29 protein-coding genes, 1 tRNA gene and 1 pseudogene are annotated in these 24070 nt (G+C 62.6%); 20 read left to right on the top strand and 11 right to left on the bottom strand.

The genetic code is table 11. The features are described 5' to 3' along the window. Positions 1-833 (bottom strand): annotated as a pseudogene (locus tag BM013_RS41175) (hypothetical protein); the annotation flags it as partial. Positions 834-1492: 659 nt separating this feature from the next. Here BM013_RS41175 and BM013_RS08345 point away from each other — a divergent pair. From BM013_RS08345 to BM013_RS08310, 8 genes are all read left to right on the top strand, one after another. Further along, on the top strand, positions 1493-2263 hold the full coding sequence (locus tag BM013_RS08345) for a response regulator transcription factor (protein ID WP_093125306.1): 771 nt from the start codon (positions 1493-1495) through the stop codon (positions 2261-2263). A gap of 167 nt (positions 2264-2430) precedes the next feature. Next, positions 2431-3048 carry a ubiquinol-cytochrome c reductase iron-sulfur subunit gene (gene petA, locus BM013_RS08340; protein ID WP_093125304.1) on the top strand — a complete coding sequence of 206 codons (618 nt, stop codon included), beginning with the start codon at positions 2431-2433 and terminating at the stop codon, positions 3046-3048. Positions 3049-3062: 14 nt separating this feature from the next. Beyond that, complete coding sequence (locus BM013_RS08335) at positions 3063-4499, top strand: cytochrome b (RefSeq protein WP_093125301.1); 1437 nt, start codon at positions 3063-3065, stop codon at positions 4497-4499. Between the two features lie 35 nt (positions 4500-4534). Next, positions 4535-5308: a cytochrome c1 gene (locus BM013_RS08330; protein WP_093125298.1), complete on the top strand. Its 774-nt coding sequence runs from the start codon at positions 4535-4537 to the stop codon at positions 5306-5308. Between the two features lie 96 nt (positions 5309-5404). Next, positions 5405-6016, top strand: a complete 612-nt coding sequence (locus tag BM013_RS08325; protein ID WP_007835362.1) for a glutathione S-transferase N-terminal domain-containing protein — start codon at positions 5405-5407, stop codon at positions 6014-6016. A 41-nt stretch (positions 6017-6057) separates the two neighbouring features. Beyond that, a complete protein-coding gene (locus BM013_RS08320; RefSeq protein WP_093125296.1) occupies positions 6058-6630 on the top strand; it encodes a ClpXP protease specificity-enhancing factor in 573 nt (190 codons plus the stop codon). Positions 6631-6692: 62 nt separating this feature from the next. Continuing rightward, positions 6693-6768 (top strand) — tRNA-Thr (locus BM013_RS08315). A gap of 179 nt (positions 6769-6947) precedes the next feature. Next, the gene (locus BM013_RS08310; protein WP_093125293.1) at positions 6948-8159 is read left to right on the top strand and encodes a tyrosine-type recombinase/integrase; all 1212 of its coding nucleotides are present in this window, start codon (positions 6948-6950) and stop codon (positions 8157-8159) included. Between the two features lie 267 nt (positions 8160-8426). On the opposite strand, the gene BM013_RS40415 is transcribed toward BM013_RS08310, so the two are convergent. The 4 genes from BM013_RS40415 to BM013_RS08290 all read right to left on the bottom strand — a co-directional run bounded on the left by BM013_RS40415 (position 8427) and on the right by BM013_RS08290 (position 10646). Next, positions 8427-8927 carry a hypothetical protein gene (locus BM013_RS40415; RefSeq protein ID WP_143098245.1) on the bottom strand — a complete coding sequence of 167 codons (501 nt, stop codon included), beginning with the start codon at positions 8925-8927 and terminating at the stop codon, positions 8427-8429. Continuing rightward, positions 8924-9424 (bottom strand): helix-turn-helix domain-containing protein, encoded by a 501-nt coding sequence (locus tag BM013_RS08300; RefSeq protein ID WP_093125288.1) that lies wholly within the window; start codon positions 9422-9424, stop codon positions 8924-8926. Before BM013_RS08300 ends, BM013_RS40415 begins: the two co-directional genes overlap by 4 nt. 549 nt (positions 9425-9973) lie before the next feature. After that, on the bottom strand, positions 9974-10105 hold the full coding sequence (locus tag BM013_RS41730) for a hypothetical protein (protein WP_256221428.1): 132 nt from the start codon (positions 10103-10105) through the stop codon (positions 9974-9976). A 169-nt stretch (positions 10106-10274) separates the two neighbouring features. Next, positions 10275-10646: a hypothetical protein gene (locus tag BM013_RS08290; RefSeq protein WP_093125286.1), complete on the bottom strand. Its 372-nt coding sequence runs from the start codon at positions 10644-10646 to the stop codon at positions 10275-10277. A gap of 536 nt (positions 10647-11182) precedes the next feature. On the opposite strand from BM013_RS08290, the gene BM013_RS08285 reads away from it, so the two are divergent. From BM013_RS08285 to BM013_RS40405, 6 genes are all read left to right on the top strand, one after another. Beyond that, a complete protein-coding gene (locus BM013_RS08285) occupies positions 11183-11389 on the top strand; it encodes a helix-turn-helix transcriptional regulator (protein WP_093125284.1) in 207 nt (68 codons plus the stop codon). 208 nt (positions 11390-11597) lie between these two features. Then, positions 11598-11834, top strand: a complete 237-nt coding sequence (locus BM013_RS08280) for a helix-turn-helix transcriptional regulator (RefSeq protein ID WP_093125282.1) — start codon at positions 11598-11600, stop codon at positions 11832-11834. 133 nt (positions 11835-11967) lie between these two features. Beyond that, complete coding sequence (locus BM013_RS40410; protein ID WP_143098244.1) at positions 11968-12270, top strand: hypothetical protein; 303 nt, start codon at positions 11968-11970, stop codon at positions 12268-12270. Beyond that, the gene (locus BM013_RS08275) at positions 12267-14801 is read left to right on the top strand and encodes an AAA family ATPase (protein ID WP_093125280.1); all 2535 of its coding nucleotides are present in this window, start codon (positions 12267-12269) and stop codon (positions 14799-14801) included. The genes BM013_RS40410 and BM013_RS08275 overlap by 4 nt, the downstream gene beginning before the upstream one ends. A 570-nt stretch (positions 14802-15371) precedes the next feature. Next, entirely contained in the window at positions 15372-15866 is a 495-nt protein-coding gene (locus BM013_RS08270; RefSeq protein ID WP_093125278.1) for a hypothetical protein, read from the top strand. 59 nt (positions 15867-15925) lie between these two features. Next, on the top strand, positions 15926-16432 hold the full coding sequence (locus tag BM013_RS40405) for a hypothetical protein (RefSeq protein WP_143098243.1): 507 nt from the start codon (positions 15926-15928) through the stop codon (positions 16430-16432). A 66-nt stretch (positions 16433-16498) separates the two neighbouring features. Here the strand turns inward: BM013_RS40405 and BM013_RS08265 are convergent, their stop codons facing one another. Then, positions 16499-17143, bottom strand: coding sequence for a DUF6988 family protein (locus tag BM013_RS08265; RefSeq protein WP_093125275.1), 645 nt, complete (start codon positions 17141-17143; stop codon positions 16499-16501). 130 nt (positions 17144-17273) lie between these two features. Between BM013_RS08265 and BM013_RS08260 the strand changes: the two genes are divergently transcribed. The 5 genes from BM013_RS08260 (at position 17274) to BM013_RS40400 (ending at position 20337) form a co-directional block, all read left to right on the top strand. Continuing rightward, on the top strand, positions 17274-17954 hold the full coding sequence (locus tag BM013_RS08260; protein WP_093125273.1) for a recombinase family protein: 681 nt from the start codon (positions 17274-17276) through the stop codon (positions 17952-17954). A 21-nt stretch (positions 17955-17975) separates the two neighbouring features. Next, the gene (locus tag BM013_RS08255) at positions 17976-18740 is read left to right on the top strand and encodes a DUF5677 domain-containing protein (RefSeq protein WP_093125271.1); all 765 of its coding nucleotides are present in this window, start codon (positions 17976-17978) and stop codon (positions 18738-18740) included. Positions 18741-18903: 163 nt separating this feature from the next. After that, positions 18904-19740: a hypothetical protein gene (locus tag BM013_RS08250; protein WP_093125268.1), complete on the top strand. Its 837-nt coding sequence runs from the start codon at positions 18904-18906 to the stop codon at positions 19738-19740. Further along, entirely contained in the window at positions 19737-20030 is a 294-nt protein-coding gene (locus BM013_RS08245; protein WP_093125265.1) for a hypothetical protein, read from the top strand. Before BM013_RS08250 ends, BM013_RS08245 begins: the two co-directional genes overlap by 4 nt. Then, positions 19999-20337 carry a hypothetical protein gene (locus BM013_RS40400; protein ID WP_143098242.1) on the top strand — a complete coding sequence of 113 codons (339 nt, stop codon included), beginning with the start codon at positions 19999-20001 and terminating at the stop codon, positions 20335-20337. Before BM013_RS08245 ends, BM013_RS40400 begins: the two co-directional genes overlap by 32 nt. Before the next feature lie 362 nt (positions 20338-20699). Here BM013_RS40400 and BM013_RS40395 read toward each other — a convergent pair whose 3' ends face one another. After that, on the bottom strand, positions 20700-21029 hold the full coding sequence (locus BM013_RS40395) for a hypothetical protein (RefSeq protein ID WP_143098240.1): 330 nt from the start codon (positions 21027-21029) through the stop codon (positions 20700-20702). A 351-nt stretch (positions 21030-21380) separates the two neighbouring features. On the opposite strand from BM013_RS40395, the gene BM013_RS08235 reads away from it, so the two are divergent. Then, positions 21381-21662 carry a helix-turn-helix domain-containing protein gene (locus BM013_RS08235; protein WP_371279714.1) on the top strand — a complete coding sequence of 94 codons (282 nt, stop codon included), beginning with the start codon at positions 21381-21383 and terminating at the stop codon, positions 21660-21662. 10 nt (positions 21663-21672) lie between these two features. Here the strand turns inward: BM013_RS08235 and BM013_RS40390 are convergent, their stop codons facing one another. The 4 genes from BM013_RS40390 to BM013_RS08225 all read right to left on the bottom strand — a co-directional run. After that, positions 21673-22539 carry a hypothetical protein gene (locus tag BM013_RS40390; RefSeq protein WP_143098239.1) on the bottom strand — a complete coding sequence of 289 codons (867 nt, stop codon included), beginning with the start codon at positions 22537-22539 and terminating at the stop codon, positions 21673-21675. Continuing rightward, on the bottom strand, positions 22536-22757 hold the full coding sequence (locus tag BM013_RS40385; protein WP_143098238.1) for a hypothetical protein: 222 nt from the start codon (positions 22755-22757) through the stop codon (positions 22536-22538). The genes BM013_RS40390 and BM013_RS40385 overlap by 4 nt, the downstream gene beginning before the upstream one ends. Before the next feature lie 492 nt (positions 22758-23249). Beyond that, positions 23250-23639 carry a hypothetical protein gene (locus tag BM013_RS40380; protein WP_143098237.1) on the bottom strand — a complete coding sequence of 130 codons (390 nt, stop codon included), beginning with the start codon at positions 23637-23639 and terminating at the stop codon, positions 23250-23252. 97 nt (positions 23640-23736) lie between these two features. Next, on the bottom strand, positions 23737-24070 hold a 334-nt coding region (locus BM013_RS08225), incomplete at its 5' end, for an integrase core domain-containing protein (protein WP_143098236.1).

Genomic DNA, 24070 nt, shown 5'->3' with positions numbered 1-24070 from the left:
GACGTGGTGATGTCCGTCGCGTTCAGCGTGCCGATGGTGCCCGTGGTCGCCGACAGGTTCGACGTCGTGATGTCCGTGGCATTGAGCGTGTTGATTACGCCGGTGCTGGCGGTGAGGTTGCCGGCGCTCACGTTGGTGGCGCTGACAAGGCCCGAAGTGATGCTGGTGCTGCTGAGCGAGTTGATCGTGCCGCGCGATGCCGTGACGTTGATCGCGTTGACCGTGTTGATGCTGCCGGTGCTGGCGGTGACGGTGCCGGCACTCACGCTGGTGGCGCTGACAAGGCCCGAGGTGATGCTGGTGCTGCTGAGCGAGTTGATCGTGCCGCGCGATGCCGTGACGTTGATCGCGTTGACCGTGTTGATGCTGCCGGTGCTGGCGGTGACGGTGCCGGCACTCACGCTGGTGGCGCTGACGAGGCCCGAGGTGATGCTGGTGCTGCTGAGCGAGTTGATCGTGCCGCGCGATGCCGTGACGTTGGTCGCGTTGACCGTGTTGATGCTGCCGGTGCTGGCGGTGACGGTGCCGGCACTCACGCTGGTGGCGCTGACGAGGCCCGAGGTGATGCTGGTGCTGCTGAGCGAATTGATCGTGCCGCGCGATGCCGTCACGTTGACCGTGCTCACGTTCGTTGCGGAGAGCGTGGGCGTCGTGACGTTGCCCACTGCATTCAGGAGGCCGCCGTTGTTGGATTCGCCGCCGCCGAAGTTGGCGTCCACGGTCCCGCCACCGATCGTGACCCCCTGGGCATGGGCCACAGGCAGCGTCATCACATAGCCGGCACCCACGAGCACCGAAGCGAGCAGGCGGCTCACCCCTGCGTGACGAACCATGGAAGACGTGCGAACACCAGCGCGCTTGGATGTAGTCATTTGGACCTTTTTTCCTCGAAGAAGCAGTTGCCATTTCTCGACTTCCAGGCGTCCTCGTCGCATGAAAGCAAGCTTGGGTTTCATTGCGTTACCCAATGCAACCGATGCTAGGAATCGGGTCCCTCGCTGAACATCACCGGGATCGGTAGTTCTGGGCCCATGCGCATCGCCGTGCGACGGGTCTTCGAATTGAAGAGCGGCCCGCAAAGCCAATGCCCATGCGGCTTCGCGCGCATCGCACCTGGCGCGAGGCGTTGCCGCGCCGCGCGATCCGGCGCGTGTTTCGTGTGTCCCGGTGCTACGTAACACGCGCGGCAACCGGCACGTAACAACGACGCAAAAACAGCCGTTTCGCAGCCCTGCGCGTGGCCTGCCTCGGGGCTTCGAAAAGGCAAATTTCCCAATGAAATCAAAGTAGTACATGCGTTCGCGGCGCCGGCGCCGCGATGCTGGCCCGCGCGGGCATCGTTCCTGCGGTATCTGAAACGAAAGTCAACATTTCGAGGCTACCTAAGGGCAGCCGCAGAGCCGGAGGGGCGTCGCGTGATCAATTCGTTCTTGAGCAAGGCCAATGCAGACAACACGGACACCGTCCGTGGCGTGAACCAGGGAGAGCCGTCATGGAAATGAGCTTCCAGTACGCCTCCACGCGACCGGTGCCGTCGGTCGCGCAGTTGTATGGCGGTGTCTTCCATGCCGCGCTGATCGTCGCGGACGATGCGTTCGTGGCGGACCGCATGCGGCGCATCCTGGCCGAGCTCGCGCCGCACCGCCGCGTGGTGGTCGCATCGGGCCGCGCCGAAGCGCTCAACCTGCTGGCCGCGCTGCCCTATGACCTGCTGCTCGTCGACATGCAGTTGCCGGGCAAGGACGGCCTCGCGCTGCTGCAGCATGTGCGCCAGCACCATGCGCGCATCGAGAGCATCGGCATGTCGAAGAGGGACGACCACGAACTGGTGAGTGCCGCGATTTCGGCGGGCGCCATCGGTTACCTGCTGAGCGAGGCCGACGACTTCGAGCTGTCCTATCTCCTGCGCTCGATCGAACGCGGCGGCTCGCCGATGGACTCGCGCATCGCGCGGCGCATCGTCGGCTCGATCGCGGCGTCGGCGAAGGCGCGCGCCATCGAACCGATCCGCGTGCAGGAACAAGCAAGCCCGGCCCGCGCGGCCGAGGCGGACAACAAGATTCCGCGCGGACTGCTGTCGCCGCGGGAACTCAAGGTGCTGCGGCTGATCGCACAGGGCTGGAGCAACCGCCAGATCGCGGAAGCGGTCTACCTTTCGGTCAACACCATCGAGTTTCACGCCAAGAGCATCTATCGCAAGCTCTCCGTCAAGTCGCGGACCCAGGCGGTCCATGAAGCGATGCAGCACGGTCTTCTGAACTGAAGTCCCCCTGGCGACAGCCCTTGTCGCCCCGGCGGGCGCCCCGCGAATGCGGCGCGCCGCGCCGTCGCTCGCCTGCCACGCGCATGGCAGGCATTGAATATCCTTGAGACGCCCCGCTACAATCGCGGGTTGACTCCTGCTCCAGCGAAGAAGACAAGAGGATCCCCATGAGTGACATGACCTCCGGCTCGCCCCGGATCGACACCAGCAAGCGGACTTGGTTGATTGCATCCAGCTGCGCTGGCGTGGCGGGCGGCGTGGCCACCGCCATCCCCTTTGTGAGCACTTTCCAGCCTTCCGAGAAGGCCAAGGCTGCGGGTGCCGCGGTCGAGGTCGACATCGGCGGCCTCAAGGTCGGCGAGAAAATGACCGTCGAATGGCGGGGCAAGCCGGTCTGGATCCTCAAGCGCACCCCCGCGCAGATCGCGGAGCTTCCCAAGCTGGACGGCCAGCTGGCCGACCCCTTGTCCAAGCGTCATCCCGACGAATTCACCCCCAAGTACGCGCAGAACGAGCACCGCTCGATCAAGCCCGACGTGCTTGTGGTGGTCGGCATCTGCACCCACCTGGGTTGCTCGCCCACCGACCGCTTCCAGGCCGGCCCGCAGCCTTCGCTGCCCGCCGACTGGGAAGGCGGCTTCCTCTGCCCTTGCCACGGTTCCACTTTCGACCTGGCCGGCCGAGTCTTCAAGAACAAGCCCGCGCCCGACAATCTGCCGGTGCCGCCGCACATGTACCTGTCGGACACCAAGCTCCTGATCGGTGAAGACTCCAAGAAGGCCTGAGGCGAGACAAGAACATGGCTGAATTCCACGAGATTTCCCCCAACGCACCGGCCAGCGAGAAGCTGCTCAACTGGGTCGACAACCGATTCCCGCTGACCAAGCTCTGGAACGACCAGTGGGGCAAGTACTACGCACCGAAGAACTTCAACTTCTGGTACATCTTCGGCTCGCTGGCGATGCTGGTCCTCGTGATCCAGATCGTCACCGGCATCTTCCTCGTCATGCACTACAAGCCCGACGCGAACCAGGCGTTCGCATCGGTCGAGTACATCATGCGCGACGTGCCCTGGGGCTGGCTCATCCGCTACATCCACTCGACGGGCGCCTCGGCGTTCTTCATCGTGGTGTACCTGCACATGTTCCGCGGCCTCATGTACGGCAGCTACCGCAAGCCGCGCGAGCTGATCTGGGTGTTCGGCTGCGCGATCTTCCTGTGCCTGATGGCCGAAGCCTTCATGGGCTACCTGCTGCCCTGGGGCCAGATGTCCTATTGGGGCGCCCAGGTGATCGTGAACCTGTTCGCGGCCATCCCGTTCATCGGTCCCGACCTGGCCCTGCTGATCCGCGGCGACTACGTGGTGAGCGACGCCACGCTGAACCGCTTCTTCAGCTTCCACGTGATCGCCGTGCCGCTGGTGCTGCTCGGCCTGGTGGTGGCCCACCTGATCGCGCTGCACGAAGTGGGTTCGAACAACCCCGACGGCATCGAGATCAAGGCCAACCGCGGCCCCGACGGCCATCCGCTGGACGGCATTCCGTCGCATCCGTACTACACGGTGCACGACATCTTCGGCGTGGTGGTGTTCCTCACGATCTTCTCGGCGGTGATCTTCTTCGCCCCTGAAGCCGGGGGGTACTTCCTCGAATACAACAACTTCATTCCGGCCGACTCGCTGAAGACGCCGAACCACATCGCACCGGTGTGGTACTTCACGCCGTTCTATTCGATGCTGCGCGCAACCACCGACGACATGGTCAACGTGTTCTCGCTGATCATCGCGGCGGCGGCCATCTGGAACTTCGTCAAGGGCAAGTCGGGCATGGGCCTGAAGATCGCGGGCGTCGTCGTGGCGGTCGTGGCCGTCTTCCTGCTGAAGACTTTCGACGCCAAGTTCTGGGGCGTGGTCGTGATGGGCGGCTCGGTCATCATCCTGTTCTTCCTGCCGTGGCTCGACCACAGCGAAGTCAAGTCGATCCGCTACCGTCCCGGCTGGCACAAGTACGTGTACGGCGTCTTCGTGTTCTTCTTCCTGGTCCTCGGCTACCTGGGCATCCAGCCGCCGGGCGTCTGGGGCAACCTGGTCATCGGCTCCTTTGCCCTGGACATCGCGCAGACCATCTCGCAGATCGGCACGCTCTTCTACTTCGGCTTCTTCCTGCTGATGCCGTGGTGGAGCCGCAAGGGCGAGTTCAAGGCCGTGCCCGAGCGCGTGGTCTTCGCCGCCCATTGAGAACCAGAAGCGCCAAGAGAGCTGAGAGAAACACGATGAAGAAAAGCATTTCCGGCTGGCTCGCGGTCCTGGGTCTCGCACTGGGCCTGACCTTTTCCGCGGCGGCATCGGCAGAGTCCGAGGGCATTGCGTGGGACAAGGCGCCCAACAAGACCAACGACGTGGCCGCCCTGCAGAACGGCGCCAAGCTGTTCGTCAACTACTGCCTGAACTGCCACTCGGCCGCGTTCATGCGCTACAACCGGCTGCAGGACATCGGCATCACCGAGCAGCAGATCAAGGACAACCTTCTGTTCACGACCGACAAGGTCGGCGAGACCATGAAGGCCAACATCGATGCGCGCCAGGCCAAGGAATGGTTCGGCACCACGCCGCCCGACCTGACGCTGGTCGCCCGCTCGCGCGCCGGCCACGGCGGCACCGGCGCCGACTACCTCTACACTTACCTGCGCACCTACTACCGCGACGACACCAAGGCCACCGGCTGGAACAACCTCGTGTTCCCGAGCGTCGCCATGCCGAATCCCCTGTGGGAACTGCAAGGCGAACGCCGTCCGGTCTACACCAAGATCGAACAGCACGGCCATGAAGCCGAAGTGTTCAAGGGCTGGGAACAAGTCACGCCCGGCACCCTGAGTACCGTGCAGTACGACAATGCGGTCGGCGACCTGGTCAGTTACCTGCAATGGATGGCCGAACCGGCACAGAACACCCGCGTTCGCATCGGCGTCTGGGTGCTGCTGTTCCTGGCCATGTCGGTGGTATTTGTGTGGCGACTGAACGCCTCGTACTGGAAAGACGTCAAGTAGTTCCGTCCACGCCGACCGGACGCCCCCTGGCATCCGGTCCCACAGAGTGGGTTGCCAACGCGACCCACTCTTTTTGATTTTTAGGAGTCTCTCGCCATGATGGTCTTGTATTCAGGAACGACCTGCCCGTTTTCCCACCGTTGCCGCTTCGTGTTGTTCGAAAAGGGCATGGACTTCGAGATTCGCGACGTCGATCTCTACAACAAGCCCGAAGACATCAGCGTGATGAATCCGTACGGCCAGGTGCCGATCCTGGTCGAGCGCGACCTGATCCTGTACGAGTCGAACATCATCAACGAGTACATCGACGAGCGCTTCCCGCACCCTCAGCTGATGCCCGGCGACCCGGTCGACCGCGCCCGCGTGCGCCTGTTCCTGCTGAACTTCGAGAAGGAACTGTTCGTGCACGTCTCGACGCTCGAGAACCGCACGACCAAGGGCAACGAAAAGGCCCTGGAAAAGGCCCGCTCGCACATCCGCGACCGCCTCACGCAGCTGGCACCCGTGTTCCTCAAGAACAAGTACATGCTGGGCGACAACTTCTCGATGCTCGACGTGGCCATCGCACCGCTGCTGTGGCGCCTGGACTACTACGGCATCGACCTCAGCAAGAACGCGGCACCGCTCTTGAAGTACGCCGAGCGCATCTTCTCGCGCCCGGCCTACATCGAAGCACTGACGCCTTCCGAAAAGGTCATGCGAAAGTAAGTAAGCTTCGTGCCTGCTTTCTTCGCTTTTCGCAGTCTTTCATGATCAACGCGCTCGAGTCGTCCTCCACCCGCCCGTACCTCATCCGGGCGCTGTACGAATGGTGCACCGACAACGGGTTCACGCCCTATGTCGCGGTGCAGGTCGACGACACCGTCCAGGTGCCGCGCGAGTACGTGAAGAACGGCGAGATCGTGCTCAACATCAGCTTCGACGCGACCAGTTCGCTCAAGCTCGGCAACGACTTCATCGAGTTCAAGGCCCGCTTCGCGGGCACGGCGCGTGAAATCAGCGTGCCGGTGGGGCGCGTGATCGCCATCTACGCGCGCGAGAACGGGCAGGGCATGGCGTTTCCCGCGCCGGCGCCGTCGGTTCCCGCGGAGCACGGCGACGCCTCGGCCACCGTGCCGTCGTCGCCCCAGGGCCCGGCCCGCATGCCCTTGCGTGACGCTTCGCGCGGCACCGAAGGCGATGCAGGAAAGATCGTGCACCTGGTCACGGGCGAAGAGGGCGACGAAACGGTCGATGCCGGTTCGCCCGCCGACCCGGTCGACGAGCCGCCGCGCCCGCCGGTCGGCGGTGGCGCCAGGCCGTCGCTCAAGCGCGTCAAGTAGCCCCGGTCCGGCCGTCCCGGCCGGTGTTGTCAGGGCCACTAGAATCACGCACTGGAATTTCAGCCGCTTTAGCTCAATTGGTAGAGCACCCGCCTTGTAAGCGGAAGGTCGTCAGTTCGATTCCGACAAGCGGCACCAACCTAGTGTTTCCTGAGATGTCTCAGAGCACCAAAACCCGCTGCGCCTCATAGGTGCAGCGGGTTTTTTTTGTCCCCGAATAGGTCATCTTGTAGCATCCCATGTCAGTACTTTGTCGGTACTTCTGCCGGTACCCGGCGGAAGGCGGGAATCGAGGTACCGACAACTAAGGATGATTGATGCCGCTGACAGATACGTTCGCGAAGCAGGTGAAGCACAAGGGATCGGTGATCGGCGAGCGATATGCCGATGGCGGAGGCATGTATTTGAGGGTCAAGGCCGCCGGAAAGTACTGGCGCCTAGACTATCGAATCGACGGGAAGCCCCAGACGCTGGCTCTCGGTGTCTATCCCGAGGTGTCGCTGGCGAAGGCCCGCCAACGCCGTGAGAAGGCCCGTGAGCAACTGGCTGACGGCCTCAACCCCAGCAAGGCCAACCGCGAAGAAAAGCAGGCGCGCGCCGATGCCGCAAAGAACGATTTCGCCAGCATGGCGTCGGCATGGATGACCAAGACCGACGACCAGCGTGTTGCGGTCACGAGCGACAAGCTCAACGCCTGGCTCGCGAACGACGTAAATCCGTACATCGGCAAGATGCCAATTTCCACGATCACGCCACGTGATGTGCTCGAGCGCGTGCTGCAGCGAATGGAAAAGCGAGGGGCTCTCGACAGCGCGGCGCGCGTCAAGACGCTGATTGGCCAAGTCTTCCGCTATGCCGTGGCGGCCGGCCAGGCGGAGCGCGACGTTACCGCGGACCTGAAAGGCGCGATTGCGGTCAGAAAGAAAGTGCACCACGCGGCGATCACCGAGCCGAAGGCCCTGGGCGGACTGCTGCGCGCGATCGAGGGCTGGCCGGCGCATCCTACCGTGAGCGCCGCACTCAAGCTGGCACCCCTCGTGTTTGTCCGGCCGGGGGAGCTTCGCACCGCCGAGTGGGCCGAGGTCGACTTCGACGGCGCGCTATGGACCATCCCGGGAAGCAAGACCAAGATGAAGCGTGACCTGCTTGTGCCGCTGACCGCTCAGTCGGTGCAGATCCTGCGTGAGCAACATGCGCTCACGGGCCACGGCCGCTACGTCTTCCCTTCAATTCGCGCAGGCGGCTTGCCCATGTCGGACGGCACCATCAATGCCGCGCTGCGGGCCATGGGCTACGACTCTTCGACGCACGTTGCCCACGGCTTCCGGGCAACGGCGCGCACTCTGCTGGACGAAGGCATGGGCGAGCGACCGGAGCTGATTGAGGCCCAACTGGGCCACGCCGTGCATGGACCGCTTGGCCGCGCCTACAACCGGGCCACGCACCTGCCCGCACGCGTGGAGATGATGCAGCGGTGGGCTGACTACCTCGATGACCTCCGTGGTGCCTCAATGCAGGGCGCAGGCTGATTTGTCGCGGCGCGGAGGGGGGGGCGGTGCGGCGAGGCCGTCCGGCATGCCTAGCAGCGGTTCTGGCCCTCTGCAGGTCGCTTTCTGCACGCCAGATGGTCGCTGCTGTCCAACAATGAATGTGGATGGCCCTGGGCCAGATCTTTTGGTTGTGCGCTACTTACTGCAGGCTGCGACCGGCATGGAGAGCGACGACGGCTATGAAAAAGCCGCCTCAAGGGCGGCTCTCAGTAGGCTACTCAAGCGGCAATGCAAAAAGCCAATTTTTCAGGACCCGGGCTTCTTCTGCGTGTCAATGGAGGTAACTTGTTGGACGACTTCGACCAAGCTCTGCGGCATCATCCGATCCACATAAGCTTTGTCGACTTTTACCCTTAATTTCGGCCCGACCAAGGTCTCTCCGTCTAACTCTGCTTCCACAACAATGTAGGCACAGCCCGCAGGCAGGCTGATCGGACCTAGCCCAAATCCCAGCATCAATTGGTAGCCGGTAGCATCGGGAACAGGCGCTGCCTCCAGGCTCTGAGGTGGGGGCATTTCCATCTGGAGAAGCTCTGTTCCATTGTCAAGCCGTGCACGGATAGTAATCGGGCTTCTGAAGGGTCTGTCAATCGGCGTATTCAACCAATTGAATACACTTAGACGCTGAAGCACGAGAGGCAACTGCGGCAATACGATGCTTCCCGAATACATTCCCATCATTGAAGGCTTATTGCCAATTTCTTGGCGAATATCGTCACACCAGACGGTATGAAGGTAGCGGCTCATTCGCGCACCTTTCCATTGGCTTCTTGCCGGGAAATCATCCACGCGTCAGCAATCGAATCCATGGAAACGGCAAGCGCATTCGCCAGCTTGCGCGTGATTTGAAGGCCAGGTTCGTGCTTTCCGCTCTCATAGCGAGAAATATGCGACTGCTCAAGGCCGGTGATGCGACCAAGCTCTGCTTGTGACAAACCCTTTTTCAAACGAAGCGCCGCAAGCGACACAGAGTCTCGATAAAAGGTTTCGGCAACCCATTGACGACCTGCATTCACTTCAGGAGAATTTTCGACCTCATCCAGCAGAGCTGCAAAATCATCAACCGGGGCTGGCGTCAGTTCTACCGGCAGTTGCTTAAACGGAACAATGAGGCAAAAGCCTTCAGATGCGAATTGAGCCTGGTGCCTATTCGTCTCAACAACCGCACTGACTTCAGATGTCAGGAAACTCAATTCGGCATCGTTCAACCACTCGCTTCCGGATCGGGTGCGCAGGGTCGTCATAGTCCATTTGTCCTCTGGCTATCACAGCCATTAAGTAGAAGGTTTTTTCGCGCCATGCATATACGTAGATTAAGCGGTAACGTATTCCGACGTCTTCCAGATCCCAGAATTTGAGGCGCCAAGCGGGGAGCTTGTACAAACTTAGCCATTTGCTGACCGAGTATTGATCTCCAACGAAATCACCGTAACCATGATCCAGTAACCGTTCTGACAGATGTGGATCGGCCTGGAGCTGCTGAATAAGCGCCAACAGTTTGCCAAAGACGTCAGGGTTTACTTGCCTGATCGCCCGCAGATCTTGCGTTGCATCGTTGTGTACGCGTAGCACTGATGATATCAAGTTTGATATGAGACGCACCAGGGTCTTTACGAAGCTGTGCGGCGAGTGAGGTCAAGGGCCTGAACTATGCAACAAAATGCTTCGTTGATGTGCGCGGACAAGCCCTGATTCGCTGAAAGCGTCAGTCTCCGCGTCAGTTCAGAAATGTTGGTTCATCACGGTCGGCCTAGAGGTCTTCCGCCGCGCTGAGAGTTGGCCCAGCGCATCAGTCAGTTACCGATGTGCCCGCACATGATCTCGACGGGTCCGATCCCGTCGTAGATCACCTCGTTCGTCTTCAGCGACGTGACCGCCCAGCGCTCGCCCGGCGTGACCTTGTAGTCGGCAGGGGTCAGGAGCAATTCGCGCTCTTCGTCACCTCCCTTCCGAGTCATGACGGCGCGCGAAGGACGGTGATCTGGTCGTTGAAAAAATCAGGTTGGCTCATGGTGCTAATGTCCTTGACGGTCACCGCGGCAGTGGGTCGCTCGGTAGCCCATCGCGTGCTCGGATCCCGCGACGCGCACCAGTTCATGCTGCCGGCGGTCTCAGTTCCCCCTGCAGCGCGTTTCGTTGCTCGAGCACGTTGGCCAGGTTTTCGTGAAAGAGATCCACGTCCCGCATTCGGAAGCCGAGCCAGCCGAGACCTGGGTGGCGAAGGTTTAGCACCAAACTGCCATCGGCTTCTATCGACCATTGCCAAGCGGCGCCGTCGACCTGCGGTGGGTCCTTGATGAGCAGGGGCAGTGTTTCAGCAAAAGCCGGCTCCATCGTCTTGCGCGTTTCGGCCAAGACGCGGATGAGCCGCTCCACTGCCTCCGCAGCCGGAACCTCCCCAGTGTTTGACCACGCGGCGAAGTCCTTACCGTCCTCGTGCGTCAACTCGACGTTCAACAGCTTCACGGAGGCTCTCCTTTCGGCGGCACAAGGGGCCGCCGTCATCACATAGTTTCGGCATTCCAAGAGGCGATTTAGTGCCTGGTCCGCGGCTCGCGCAATCCTGCAGTTGTGAGGGCGACGAGTGTCGAAGCATCGCCCATTGATGCGCGCTGAACAGCTACTTGCGCGTGTCGACGTGGAGATTCGGGAGCGAATGTTGTCGCTCTGCAACGAAGCGAGTTTGTTCACCGCCCCCGGCTAAGTCACTGCGGCGCAGGTGTTTTGCGCGCGAGCTTGCATCATCTTTTATGCATCTGCCGTTTTAGGCCGCAAGCCACCGCTAAAAGCTTTCGACTTTACGTTGGGCTACCGCGTATCCCGAGCCACACTAAGAACGCTCCGCAAACAACGAGACCCTCAGAAAAGGTGTTCCACCACCAAGTCGAGGGCCTCGAGCGGCAGGCACGGAAGTGCAAATGCCTCAACAATTTTGAAGGATGTTGTGAGTGCATTCTAAGTTCGTGCTGGCTGCGGCGGCAACTTGAAACTTCGAGGCCAACATGACCGTTATCTCCACGCCGGCGTCCGTCGCCGCATCAACCGCAGAGCGCCCGCGCCTGCTCACCATCAAGCGCGCCTGCGCCGAACTCGACTGCTCGCGCTCGACCGCGCTGCGCATGATCGCAGCCGGCAAGCTGCGCACCGTCACGCTGAGCGCGCGCGCCGTGCGCATCGTCGCGGCTGACGTCGACGCGCTGATCGCCTAACCCGCTTCCCTGCGACCGTTGTTGAACCGCGAGCCCTACCTGGGCTGGTGCGCGCGAGCGTGCGCGTGGCAAGCAACGTCGTGCTGGGCTCGTGCGCGTCGCTTGCAACGCCTGCGCTGGCCGGTGAGCCACGAATTTTTATTCGGGCGCGTGGACGTGCACGAGGTCGTGACGGGAGCATTGATGTGTTGAAACCCCGGAGGCTGTGATGCCCGATCTGAATCCCTTGTTCCATGCTGAGCTGGCCGCGGCCGTTGCCTCTGACGATTGCCTGGCCCGCCTGACGGTGGTCTGCGCGCTCACGGGGCTGCGCACGTCGCACATCAAAAGCATGGTGAAGCGTGGCGCGTTCCCGCGCTCGATCAAGCTTGCGCCCAAGGTGGTTCGCTGGCGCGCCGGCGACGTGAAGAGATGGCTCGCAGAGCAGGTGGCTGCCGCGGCCTGAAAAAAGAAAACCCGCCGGACGGGGCGGGTCTTCGGGATGCTTGCAGACCAAGCATTGATTGCTAGACGGGCTATTTTCGCCATCACGCATCGATCTGCAAGCGTCTGCCTCAAATTTTTTGATTGCTAGACGCATGACGAACATCAGAACCAGTGGTGCGAACCTCGACCACTACCAGATCATCCGCCGGATGGGCGCGAAACTCACGGCACCGGCCGCAGGCGCCCCGACGCTGCGCTCAGGCCCCTCAGCCCTTGCTCAACCTGCCCGTGCCCCTCTGCGTGCGATCCTGGCCCCGCGCGCCATGGTGCAGGCCCTGGCTGGCCTGCTGGCCTTCCGCTGCTGCAGCGCGCCGCCGGGCAGCACTCAGGAACCGCCGCGCCGGAGCGGGGGCTCGGGGCTCGCCATGCGTGGTGTGGAAGGCGGTGCAGCATGAACAGTTTGCACAATTTCGCGAAGTTCAGCGAACAGCGCACTGCGCAGGTGCTGCTCTGCGGCTCGGTCGTCGAAGCCGAGGCGGCGCAGAAGCGGCTTAACGGGAAAGTCATCGCCACCACGTGGATCGACGACATGGATCACGCCGACTGGTCGTCTCTGCAGGGCCGCTCGGTTGGTCTGCTGACCGACAACACCATCGAGGACGCGCTCGTGGCCGCGATCAGCCCCTTCGCGTTGGCGATCAAGGTCATCGACCGCCCGGCTGATGCTGCCATTGGATGGACGCTCGCCGATGCACCAGAAGATTTTCAATTGAAGGACCATGCGCGCGTCGTCTACACCGCACCGAAGCTCGCCGCGCCAGATGAAGTGGGTAATCTGAAGGCCGACGAGGTTTCGAAGAAGGGGACGCCCGCGCCTGCGGTGGCTCGACCAGCTTCCGCGCCACGCCAGGGTGATATCGATTTCACCGGGCTCATGGAGCCGGTCGCGCGGCGTCTGTTGGGCGAGCCGAACGCGAAATTGAGCAAGGCGACCGAATTGCGCTACGGCACGAACGGCAGCCTCTCCGTCGATCTGGAGAAAAACAACTGGTGCGACCACGAGAGTGGCGAAGGCGGGGGTGTGCTCGGCCTGATCGTGCGCGAGAGCGCAGCGCCGGACCCTGCCCAGGCGATGGTCTGGCTGCGCGAGAAGGGCTTCGCGCCGCGGGTGTCGGGCCCAGCATCTGCGCGACAGCCCGACGATGCTGCGCGCAAGCTGGCGAAGGTCCGCGAAGATTTTCGCAACGGCGATGACGCAACGCCTGACCACGACTACATCGTCCGCAAGCAGGGCAAGCCTGACGGGCTGCGCACGGTGTCGTGGCTGATGCACGGCTGGGCAGCGTTCAAGGGAAAGAGCCTCTTGGGCTGGCTCATGGTTGCCGTGTACGGCGGTGTAGGCAACACCGGTGATGTGATTTCGGTGCAGTACATCGGGCCGAGCAAGGGCGAAAAGCTCAATGCACCGGTGCCGATCAAGGGCGGCTCTTTCACGGTCGGCGAGCTGAAGCGAGGCAAGAAGGCCTACATCGTCGAAGGTATCGGGCACGCTTGGAGCCTGAACGCCGTCACCGGCAGTCCGGCTGTGGTGACGTTCGGCGCGGGCAACATGGAAGTCATCGCCGCCGCCGTTCAGGCAGCAGGCGCCATGGCGGTGATCGTGCCCGACCGTGGCAAAGAGGAAGACGCCAGCGGCATCGCGGCGCGCCTGGACTGCTGGAGTGCGCCGCTGCCGGCCGATTTAGAGAATGGTGCTGACGTGAACGACCTGCATCTGGAGCGCGGAGACGATGCGGTGCGCGCGGTGGTGGATGCGGCGTCTGCGCCGACGCGGATGCCTGCCATGGTCCCTATCGAGCAGCCGGAGTGGCATGAGCATGGCGATGCATTCGATTTTCTCGACGTGCCTCAAGGTCCGCCCGCGAAGCCCCCGCTACCGCCGTTCGCCTTCACGCGCGTCGGCGACATGCTGGATCACCTCAAGCCCATCGACTGGCTGATCAAACGCTACCTCGAAGCCGATAGCCTCGCCCTGCTGTTCTCCGATCCTGGCGTCGGCAAGTCGTTCATGGTGATCGATCTGGCTTGCTGCATTGCCATGGGCCGCCCATGGCACGGCAACGAGTCCACTAAGGGCGCCGTCTTCCTCATCGCCGGCGAGGGCCACAACGGCTTAGCGCGGCGCTTCAAAGCCTGGGAAATCGCCAACGGGGTGGATCTGCAGGACGCGCCGCTTTACGTCAGTCACAAGGCTGCTGCTTTCTGCGATGGCGACAGCGCCGAGGCAGTCATCAAAGCGGTGCGGGCGCTCGCGAACGAGACCGGTGCGCAGCCGCGGCTGATCGTGATTGACACGGTGGCGCGCAACTTCGGTCCGGGCGACGAGAACAGCACCAAAGAGATGGGCGAGTTCATTCAGAACCTCGATGAACTCAAGCACGAGTTCAAGGCCACCGTGCTGCTTGTTCATCACAGCGGCCACGCGGACAAGGGGCGCGCCCGCGGCTCGATGGCGTTGAAGGGTGCGCTGGACGCCGAGTACCGCCTGGAGCGCGATGACGAGGCCAAATTGATCCGCTTCGAGGCGACGAAGATGAAGGATGCCGAGTTCCCCGAGTCGCTGTCTTTCAAGCTTGAAGGGGTCAAGCTGCCGCTGGTCGACGACGATGGAAATAACGTGTTCGGTGCGGCGATCCGTTCGACGATGCACGTGCCGAAGGCGAAGCCCGGGAAGGCCGGAAACGGCAAGCACCAACTTATGGGGCTTGAGGTGCTCAAGACATTGGAAGTCGAACACCGGGCTCGCGTCGAAGATTCTGGCCGCAGCGGCGGGGAGGCACGCGTCAAGGAACGCGACTGGCGTGAACGGCTGGAGAGAGAGAGCGGCGGCGCCATCGACCGGCGGCGCTACCCTGAAGTTAAGAAGGGGCTGATCGCGGCGGGCAGCGTCACGTGCGACTCGGGCGGCTATGTCCAGACCACGTGAACTGGAATTCACCGCCGCAGGTCCGGAAGCCGCCCTGGCTCGGGCTTTTCGCGGCGTGAAGGCCGGTCAATGGAAGCGTCCGAACTGAATCGTCCGAACGTCCGAAATTTCCGAAATGATTGATCGCCGGCAGCTTATGCAGCGTCCGAAATGCTCGCGTCCGAAACGTCCGAACTGTCCGAAATGCGCCCCGTCCGAACGTCCGAAGTGCCTTTAGGCACGGACGTACGGTCGGATATTTCGGACGCCCGGAGGCCAGCGGTGCCGGGTGATCACATGTGTCCGAATTCGGTCGACGCTGTCGGCGCCTCCGACTGCAGCGTTCCTGATGGGCCTGGAACTAGGCAACGGGCGCTGCGCGGCCCGAAGGCTGGGCAATGCGCCTCAGCCCTCACGCTCAGCAAGCCGCCGTCCAGCCTCTATAAAAAACGCGCGCGCGACTGAAAAAAATCTAGGAGAATATTTCGGGCGACGGAAGGTAGACTGCGCGACGGGCGTGGCGTGGGCCGCCAAGGTCGCCTCCCGCGCGTGGTGCACATGCTCAACGCCGCTCCGGCAGCAGGAGAACCCATGGATCGAATCGAAGCCAACATGGTCGATGGCCTCGCCGCCGCGGCCGCTGGCGTCAGCGCAGGCAACTACTTGGGCGACCCGCGTGTGGTCGACCGACTGGTGCGCGACTTCTTGGCCTTCGCGGTCTCGATCAACGTGGAGCTACAGACCGGCGCCATCGGCGCGGACCAGGCCGAGGTCAAGCTGGTTGACCTGTCGAAGAAGTACGCCACGATCTTTTTGGGCGAGACGCCGGGCTACGTCGCGATGCCCTGGAACAGCCCGCGTCGTCTCGGGATCTACATGCGGCATCTCGGCATCCCGCACATGGAGGACCATGCTCGGCCCGCTGATGCCTTCTTCGCTGCCATTGGCACGTTTGCCATCCAGTTGGCGATGCGCGCCGACAAGCACGAGATTACCGAGCAGGAGGCCCGCCAAGCGCTCGACGTAACGCGCACGGATGCCGTGAAGGCTTTGCTCGGCACGCGTGAAGGGACGCAGGCCGGATAGCCTCAATCTTTGCCGAAACGCCGCCGAAGTTGAACGCAGTCCGTTCTCACTGAAAAATTATGACGCTCTCGCTTTTTAATCGCCGCTTACCGCTCAGAACACTGGCATTTGTGCTCGGCGTGGCCTTCGCGCTGACAGGTTGCTCGCGAGAGCGCGACGCACTTCCTGCCGAGCCACCAACTCCGCGGCGGGTAGCAGTGGAAAAATATGCCGATGTGCTGATGCAGGTTCACGGGGATCTACTTTTGGCGCGTGATCTGCCCCAGCAAACGCTTGCCGATCCGCAAGCTGGCTTTCTAGTGAAATTCACAGTCGATAGACCTGCGTGGCTCACCCAACAACTTAGGTTCGAGGGCGACACTGTGACGCGAGATCAAAACTTGGTCGTTACCGAGGCTTGGCAAAGGCTGTTTTGCACTAAGGAACTTCAGCAAGTGTTGCGCCAGCAACGATTGATGACCGTAGCAGGGCAGATCGTCGATCGAAAAGGCGGTGTGCATTCAGTGGCGTTATGCACAGCTTCGACTGCCGCCAAATCGATCAACGACCGAGACCGAATTAAGTAGGCGCTGCTCGACTGTGGCGCGCTAGCTTGCGGGCGCCACGGCAGCGCGGGCCCGCCGAAACGATTGCTATACCGGCTGCCTTGGGGGCATGCATGACCCGTGCTTTTCGCGCAGCAGGCGCATGCGGGGAATCAACTGCTGATCTTGAGAGATCACGACGCCGCAGTTGCCCGTGTACCACTGCAGCAGGTTTCGATTCATCAGTACGCCAGTCAGTTTGTCGGCGGGGTAGCCGCCCATCAGCGCGTGCCCGACTGCCTGGGCACCTCCATGCACGAACGAATGCATAGCTGGGATGGTGCCGTAGAGCTTGCGGAATTCCGCGGCCACGTGTGGCGCGTGCTGGCCGAACGCGTCCAGCATTGAAGGGATCGGCGGGCCCGTGATGGGCTCTTTGTGGCCCTCGGCTTCGACGGGCGTGGTGAAGGCGTCGATCCACTTTTCGGACGCACCTTGGCCGGTCCACGCGGCGCGCACTACGGCCTCGAACTGCAGCCTGCACAGTGCCAACGCGGTGCCGGTCAGCCCTGCCTCCAGCAGCACGCGCTGGCTCACGGCGTGTTCAAAGGCTGCGTGGCAAAGCGCCAGCGCGATGACGCTGCGCTTTGAGTTTGGGCTGCACTTGCCCAGCAGCTTGCCGAGGTCATCGTCCAGTGCCTTGCTCGCGGTCAGCAGGCCTTCGAGACGGGCCTCGTCGTCGTGCTCGCTCATGCTGGCGCCTCGTTCTTGCTGGGGTTCATCGGGCAAGGCTACCCGATGTGATGCGCTGTGAAACTCCCCGACACGCGAGGCCATATTCAATGTATAAATCCTGACAACATCCGTTGACTGGATTTATACAATGACCACCCTTTTTGCATACCTCCGCGTGTCGACGGCCCAGCAGGGGAAGTCTGGTCTCGGCTTGGAGGCGCAGCGCGAGGCCATCAAGCGGTTCGCCGATGCGGAAAGCCTGCACGTCGCGGGTGAGTTCGTCGAAGTCGAAACGGGCAAGGGCGCCGACGCGCTGGACCGGCGGCCGAAGCTCGCCGCGGCGCTCGCGGCCGCCAAGCTGGCAGGTGGAGCGGTTTGTGTGGCGAAGTTGGACCGCTTGTCGCGCGACGTGGCTTTCATCGCTGGCCTAATGGCGCAGAAGGTGCCGTTCGTGGTTGCCGATCTTGGTGCGGACGCAGATCCTTTCATGCTGCACCTGTACGCGGCGCTGGCCGAGAAAGAACGCAGCCTCATCAGCACCCGTACTCGCGATGCTCTGCGTGCCGCCCGTGAGCGGGGCGTGGCGCTGGGCGGATGGCGCGGCGGGCCCGTTGTCGACCAGCACCTGGGCACCGAGGCGGCCAGCCGGGCCGCAGACGGATTCGCTGCTGCGCTGGCGCCCCTCGTGACCCCGATGCGGCTGGAGGGCAAGAGCCTGCGTGCAATGGCGGATGCGTTGCAGGGCAAAGGCATCAGGACCGCGCGCGGTGGGGCCGCATGGACGCCGACCGCGGTGCGCAACCTGCTGGCGCGACTTCCTGCCGAGTAAGCACCTCCGCACAATGGGGGGATGGACTACAACCCTACCCCCGACGCTGTCGCGCTGGCGGACCGCACCTGCCGCTTGACTTACCGGGTGCTGCAGAAGCAGCGCACCGATCTCGCTGATCGCACACGCGTGGTGATGCTGGCTCACGCGCTGCGCATGCTGCGGTTTGTACAGGGTGCCGTTTCGTTGGCCGGCGTCGGCAACCTGGAGCCGGCTTGCGTGCTGGCACGCACGGTGCTGGAAATGGGTTGGGTGATGGCCTCGATTCAAGCGGATCCAACGCGTATGGACAAGTGGCTGGAACAAGCCAATGGCGAGGCCATCAAGTCCATTCGCAGGTTGAAGCAGCTTGGCGAAGACGAACGGCTGCCCACGCTGAGCGACGCGCACATCGATGCTGCCATCGCCGGATTGCCCGCTGGCAAGAGCTTCAACCTGAAGGACTGGGCTGACGCGAGCGGCGCGCGGCAGGCGTACCCGACGATCTACCAACAACTATCGGCGTGCGCCCATGCCGAGATGCCGGCGACCGTGGCCTACACGCGATGGGACGAAGCTACCGGGATTCCCATCAGCGTGCAGGATGCTGATCTGGAGGAATTGCCCGCGGACAGCTTGAACGTGTGCACCGCGCTACTGCTCGATGCGCTTCGATACTTGGCAGGCCCGACGCTGTCGCCGGATGAACTGCGAGAGCTGGAGATTCTTGAAGACCTCAGGGGGACGCAGACCGCCCGCTTGGACGAGATACGCATGAAGCACATCAAGCAGCAGTCTCACCTGTGATCCGGCGCCAGCCTTCTTCGGATGCGGGTCATCGATGCGCTTCCAGCGGGCAGCCCGGGCCCCCGTGATTGCCGTGTAGGCGTGACTCCCTAACAGGGGCCCGGACACAAAAAAGGTGGGGGTAGCCGGCCCGAATTGCGCGTCGTGACGCAACGATGAGGGCATGAAAATTCATGACCCCTCAAACCTACGTCCCTCGGTCGCATCCGCCGCCGAGGCCTTCCAACTCGCCGAGCAGGTGCTCGAAGAAGCGCTGATCCTCGGCGGCGACACCGGCAACGCACGTGCGGCCATCGAGGTGGCGCGCGACGCTCTTGCCGCGGCGACCGCAGCAGAGCAGCAGGCCGCCGACGAGGCTGCCGCTGCCGAGCGCGATGCCGCCGTGCAGGCGGACGCGGATGCCGCCCATGAAGCCGAGGCGGCGTTCGTCGCCGTGGTGAGCACCGTCGACGCCGCACCCGCTGGTGAGCCGCTGCCCGCGCCCGTCGTGCCCGGATCGGTGCTGATGGCTGTGCAGCAGGTGCAGCGTGCCCAGCGCGCGCTGGCCGACGCGCAGGCGCCCTATGCGGCGGCCGCGAGGGACGTTGCTGCAGTCCGCACTCGTCTGAACGTCAAGGAAGCCGCCTTGGCCGAGATCCGCGCGCGGCGCACCGGTGGCGACGAGCAGCCGGGCGACGCTGCCCAGATGGCGGCCCTGTCGATGGACGCCGAAGACCTGAGCCACATCGTCAGCGGACTGCAGGGCGATGTCGATGCGGTCGCCCCCGCGGTGCAGGCGGCCCAGCAGGCCGTGATCGGCGCACAGCGTGACCTGGCGACTGCGAAGTCCTGCGCTGAACTCGATTCGATGGTCGAACGCGTGCGCGCCGTAGAGACGCATTTCGTGGCGCAGGTGCGCGCCTTGCGCCTTGCTGCTCAGGCCCGCGGCCACGGTAACTTCGGCTCGGTATTCCTGGCGTCGAAACAGCTGCGCGACGTGGCGCACGGAGGCTGGGTATGAGCACGCCGAAGAAGGCCGCGCCGCGGACGTCCACGCCGCTGGCCGCCGACGAGCGATTCAGCGAAAAGAACATCGCGCTGATCGAGACCCAACTGATTCCCGCGCTCGGCCAGTTCGGCCTGGCTCTGACGCCCAATGAGGTCAACGCCCTGGTGCGTGCCCGCGCAGAAGGATCGATCACGTCGATTGATGTGGTATGCCGCATCGTGGCTTACCGCCTGCACGCCGCGTTCAAAGATGTTCAGCAGGAGCGCCTCGATGAAGAGCTCGATGACACAACCATCTTCTGATCCTCGCCCGCCGGCGACCACGCGCTTCCAACTTGGCGCGCTTTCGCGCAACCCGACCGGCCGGCCGACGAAGCTCGCGCTGGCGTTGCGTGGTCTGCAGCCACTGATGCGTCTCGGCGTGCTGCAGGGCGAATTGCAGGCGCTGGCTGAGGCTCAGGCGGCCGGAAATGCGCAATGCTGGGGTGCAGCGATGGCGCTGATCGCCGGCCGCCTGCGTCTCGATCCTGCGGTCGTCACGGCAGGCGCTCAAGCTGCGGGCACTGCGTCGATTACTGTGAAAGGGGGGCGTGGTGCCGAAATCGAGTAGCGCCCTCCGGCCGATGAGAGGCGGCGCCATCGAGCCTTCTGCGAAGTCCAAGAAGTCCTTGACGTGGGGCCAGATCTACAAAGGCGCCCAGCGGCTCGACGCGCGGAACGATACCGAGGCATACAGCACCGCTGTTGTCGTCGCCATGCTGGAACACGTTTGCGCAAAAAAGGCGGCCGAGCGCGCAGCCAGTCGGAAACCTGTTTTGCTGATGGTTCGTCGCGCGTCAGCCACCCCGGTGGTGAACGCGACATGGGCCCGCAAGATGGGGCGCGGCCTACGGTAGGCTGAGCAAGGGTCACACTCGGGGGCCCCGTTCACCTGACCTTCAACTGCGCGAATGGATATGCATGGGCGGACAACTATGGCAGCGTCACGTCTTTGAAGTTGTCGACGGTCACGCGGAAGCACTCATCGGTTGCCTCGCCATTTAGGATGTTTCCTGCGAGCACGCAAGTCACGATGATGCTTTTGGCCTTGTTGTTCTTGTCTTCAAGATAGTCCCAGCAAGCCTCACGTGATTTTCCCGATCCGCGGCGAGCTACAAACGCTCTACCGCCCTTGAAGTTCGGAGCTGCGCATCGCTCCTTTGAGATGGCAATCGTTGGTTCGCGCGCATTACCGGGAAAGATGTTGAAGATCTGGCTATCAGCGAGCGCCGGTGTCCCAATTCCCAGCACCGAAGCGACCATGCATGTACGCGCTAACCGACCTGTGCGGTAAGGGGGCTGGCTGCTACGCATCGCCGCGTTGGCCGCTTCGAGTTACGTAGATCCAGATCGCAACGACTGTCGGTGCTGCCACGTTCGCGACCAAGTAGGGAAGTCCATACAGCGGATCCCAGAAGGCATAGGGGCGCGCGCCTGCGTAATAGGTGAATGGCGCCATCAAGAGAGCCAAGCCAAAAACAAGAAGGCAGTCAGTTTTTCTCATATCCGATTCGAAGTGAGTGCAGGTGGCGAAGACAAGTCTCAGAAGCAAAGACAGACTCTGGCTGATACGTTCGTCAGTGCTCAAATTTGAGTATATGTGGAGAATCTTCCGTGGTCATTTCATCCACAGATTTCGAGCATCAAGTGATGCCCGCATCTTCTCCCCGATACGCAGATGACCCCCGCTTGATCGCCCTCGGCAAAGCCATTCAACGCGCTCGAGGGGCGCTCAATCTCTCGCAGGAGGAACTGGCGCACAAGAGCGCGATTGACCGCTCGTACATGAGTGGAATTGAGCGCGGAAAGCAGAATCCCGGCATCGTTGCGTTTCTGCAAGTCGCAGAGGCGCTTGATATCACCGCAGCTGAATTGTTCTCTGCCGCGGGGCTATAGGTCGAAGCAGTCACGTAACTTGCTCGCCACAAGCGGGACAGCGGACGAGAATGCCGGCATCTTCGGCTCCGAGCGCCTGCAGAACACCGCGCCGGCAGTGCACGCAACCGAAACCCGTGGAATTCCAGCGGTTGGGCGGTAGTTCCTCCTTCGTCGCTGCCAACCATGCATGTAGACCGCCGACGTCGAGCAGCATCATCGGCGCGCGAGCCACGGCAAGGGCCCACCCCGGGCCATGGGGGCGGCCTTCGCAGCCAGGGCAGTGGTGGTGAAGGGTGTCGTGCTTTCGGCGCTCCAGCAGCCCTGCATGGCTGCACGCGGGGCATGCCACTACGAACCGGCCCTTCGACTTGCTCCAGATCGACGGGCCCGGACGCTTTTCGCTCAGCCGCTCACCAATGGGGAGCCGGCGCAGACGCGCGTGCGCCACGACGCCGGCGGCCTCGGCAAGATGCCGCGCGTCGACGTGGTGGTGCGTGATCGTTCCCTCGGCGCTCTCCGTTGCGACGCTGAACTCGGCGAGGGGCTGCATCTTTTGGGGCGGGAACCCCTTGCCGTTGCGGCCGCGGATCAGTTCGCGCTGTCGGTTGTAGCAGGAGATGCAAATGCCGCGCTCGTGAACGATGCGCAGATCAGATCGGCCGCAGCGCTGGCAGGTAGTGAGGCGCCGCTCTTGCGGGGGAGGCGCGCTGCTGCCTGCACTGGCGGGCTGGTGCTGTCGCCCGATGGGGCAACCGTAGCATGCCGAGCCGGGCAGGGCCGCTCGCCAGCGGTCAGCGCAGCCTGATTTCGATAGCGTCGCACGCAACGCTTTGCACGCGAAATAGGCCCCGTTCGGGGCGCCCTCCGGCGACTGTACGGCTGCGACGGCGATCACTCTGCTGCGCCGGGTGCGGGTTGGGCGAGGGCGCGCTGGGCCAGCAGGGCGCCCATCTTGAGCACATCGCCCATAGACTGCTTGTGCTCACGCGCAATGTTGCGGAGGCGGAGCGCGGTGTCGCCGTCGACGGCGACGCAGATGGTGGTGGCGCCCTTTTCGGCCAAGCGCTTGCGGTAGGCGCGTGAGCGCGCGGTGCTGGTTGTCGGAGTAGTCACGGTGGGCGTTCTTGCAACGAAGGGGTGCCCAGTGTTCTGTCACGACGTTGTTTGTGGCGCCGACACCGAAGTGGTTTTAAGCACTACTGGCGCGCGCCTCCAGGGTCAATTGACACGGCGATCACGGAGGCTGGCGAAGAGGACCCGTGGCCGAAAAAGTCTTGTTGCAGGGCCCGCGCGAGGCGGTAAGGAATGGATCCAGTTTGGGCAAACAATCCCAAAAACTCCGGGTGAACCTTGGTTCATTCGAAGGCAATGCATCCGATTTGAATACTAATGACCTAATGGTCAGAAATAAACATGTGTGAGTACGTCCAGTAGTGGCACTGGATGCATAAACAGATGACAATCCTGAAGCCCATAAAAAAGCCGCCTCTGTAAACACAGGGCGGCATGTGGGCTTCGCGGTGACTACCCCAAATCTTGGCGGATCAGGTAGGCACCATTTTGTGTTGAAGCGCCTGAGATTATATAAAGACTCCGGTACCGGGGTCAACGGTTGTTACGCAACCGCAGGCGCATGTTGAAAGAATCGGTATGCATAAACTGGACCGCCGTAACACAGCGAATGACCTCGTCCTTGTGGAGCAGCCCCTCGGCGAGGCGCGCCCAAATTTGAGCAAAGGGAGGCTCTGGGATGGGCATGACCGTCTGCTCAAGTTCGAAAGTGCCGACGACTTTATGGGGCGGCGGATGTGGATCAACGACGTTGACGCAAAAACAAACCGCCCCGTGAAGATCCTTGGGGGCTATCACTTTCCTACGGAGCGCCACCTGGCTTGCGGGCTCAGCGGCTGCAAGCACATCCATGGGCATGGATTTTTGGTCCTCCTGGAAGACGGGCACGAAACGCACATTGGCCGATATTGCGGAAAGACCCATGTCGGTGCGAACTGGGAAGAACTAGAGCGAGAGTTCAGAGCGACGGAAAAGACGCAGGTGAATCGCCCCGGCTTTCATGGAGGCCGGTTGGTTTAAGTCATGCCGCCATCGTGGCGGTCTGACTGGCGAGTTGCCGGTAATAGTTTGCCTCAGCTTCTGCAGGCGGGATGTAGCCGATGGGTTCGAGCAGGCGTTGGTGGTTGAACCAGGACACCCATTCGAGCGTGGCGAACTCGACCGCCTCCTTGGTCTTCCACGGTGCCCGGCGATGGATCAGCTCGGCCTTGTAGAGGCCGTTGATCGTCTCGGCCAGGGCGTTGTCGTAGGAATCGCCTTTGCTGCCCACTGATGGCTCAATGCCAGCCTCGCCCAGTCGTTCCGTGTACCGGATGCTGACGTATTGCGAGCCGCGATCAGAGTGACAAATCAAA

The organism is Variovorax sp. OK605 (assembly GCF_900115445.1).
Taxonomy (GTDB): domain Bacteria; phylum Pseudomonadota; class Gammaproteobacteria; order Burkholderiales; family Burkholderiaceae_C; genus Variovorax.
The sequence above is the reverse complement of the archived record's forward strand: the minus strand, read 5'-3'. Positions and strand labels throughout refer to the sequence as shown.

Coding starts and splice junctions, on each gene's coding strand:
- BM013_RS08345 (WP_093125306.1), top strand. CDS start 1,493: ATGGAAATGAGCTTCCAGTACGCCTCCACGCGACCGGTGCCGTCGGTC.
- petA (WP_093125304.1), top strand. CDS start 2,431: ATGAGTGACATGACCTCCGGCTCGCCCCGGATCGACACCAGCAAGCGG.
- BM013_RS08335 (WP_093125301.1), top strand. CDS start 3,063: ATGGCTGAATTCCACGAGATTTCCCCCAACGCACCGGCCAGCGAGAAG.
- BM013_RS08330 (WP_093125298.1), top strand. CDS start 4,535: ATGAAGAAAAGCATTTCCGGCTGGCTCGCGGTCCTGGGTCTCGCACTG.
- BM013_RS08325 (WP_007835362.1), top strand. CDS start 5,405: ATGATGGTCTTGTATTCAGGAACGACCTGCCCGTTTTCCCACCGTTGC.
- BM013_RS08320 (WP_093125296.1), top strand. CDS start 6,058: ATGATCAACGCGCTCGAGTCGTCCTCCACCCGCCCGTACCTCATCCGG.
- BM013_RS08310 (WP_093125293.1), top strand. CDS start 6,948: ATGCCGCTGACAGATACGTTCGCGAAGCAGGTGAAGCACAAGGGATCG.
- BM013_RS40415 (WP_143098245.1), bottom strand. CDS start 8,927: ATGAGCCGCTACCTTCATACCGTCTGGTGTGACGATATTCGCCAAGAA.
- BM013_RS08300 (WP_093125288.1), bottom strand. CDS start 9,424: ATGACGACCCTGCGCACCCGATCCGGAAGCGAGTGGTTGAACGATGCC.
- BM013_RS08285 (WP_093125284.1), top strand. CDS start 11,183: ATGACCGTTATCTCCACGCCGGCGTCCGTCGCCGCATCAACCGCAGAG.
- BM013_RS08280 (WP_093125282.1), top strand. CDS start 11,598: ATGCCCGATCTGAATCCCTTGTTCCATGCTGAGCTGGCCGCGGCCGTT.
- BM013_RS40410 (WP_143098244.1), top strand. CDS start 11,968: ATGACGAACATCAGAACCAGTGGTGCGAACCTCGACCACTACCAGATC.
- BM013_RS08275 (WP_093125280.1), top strand. CDS start 12,267: ATGAACAGTTTGCACAATTTCGCGAAGTTCAGCGAACAGCGCACTGCG.
- BM013_RS08270 (WP_093125278.1), top strand. CDS start 15,372: ATGGATCGAATCGAAGCCAACATGGTCGATGGCCTCGCCGCCGCGGCC.
- BM013_RS40405 (WP_143098243.1), top strand. CDS start 15,926: ATGACGCTCTCGCTTTTTAATCGCCGCTTACCGCTCAGAACACTGGCA.
- BM013_RS08265 (WP_093125275.1), bottom strand. CDS start 17,143: ATGAGCGAGCACGACGACGAGGCCCGTCTCGAAGGCCTGCTGACCGCG.
- BM013_RS08260 (WP_093125273.1), top strand. CDS start 17,274: ATGACCACCCTTTTTGCATACCTCCGCGTGTCGACGGCCCAGCAGGGG.
- BM013_RS08255 (WP_093125271.1), top strand. CDS start 17,976: ATGGACTACAACCCTACCCCCGACGCTGTCGCGCTGGCGGACCGCACC.
- BM013_RS08250 (WP_093125268.1), top strand. CDS start 18,904: ATGAAAATTCATGACCCCTCAAACCTACGTCCCTCGGTCGCATCCGCC.
- BM013_RS08245 (WP_093125265.1), top strand. CDS start 19,737: ATGAGCACGCCGAAGAAGGCCGCGCCGCGGACGTCCACGCCGCTGGCC.
- BM013_RS40400 (WP_143098242.1), top strand. CDS start 19,999: ATGAAGAGCTCGATGACACAACCATCTTCTGATCCTCGCCCGCCGGCG.
- BM013_RS40395 (WP_143098240.1), bottom strand. CDS start 21,029: ATGGTCGCTTCGGTGCTGGGAATTGGGACACCGGCGCTCGCTGATAGC.
- BM013_RS40380 (WP_143098237.1), bottom strand. CDS start 23,639: ATGGGTCTTTCCGCAATATCGGCCAATGTGCGTTTCGTGCCCGTCTTC.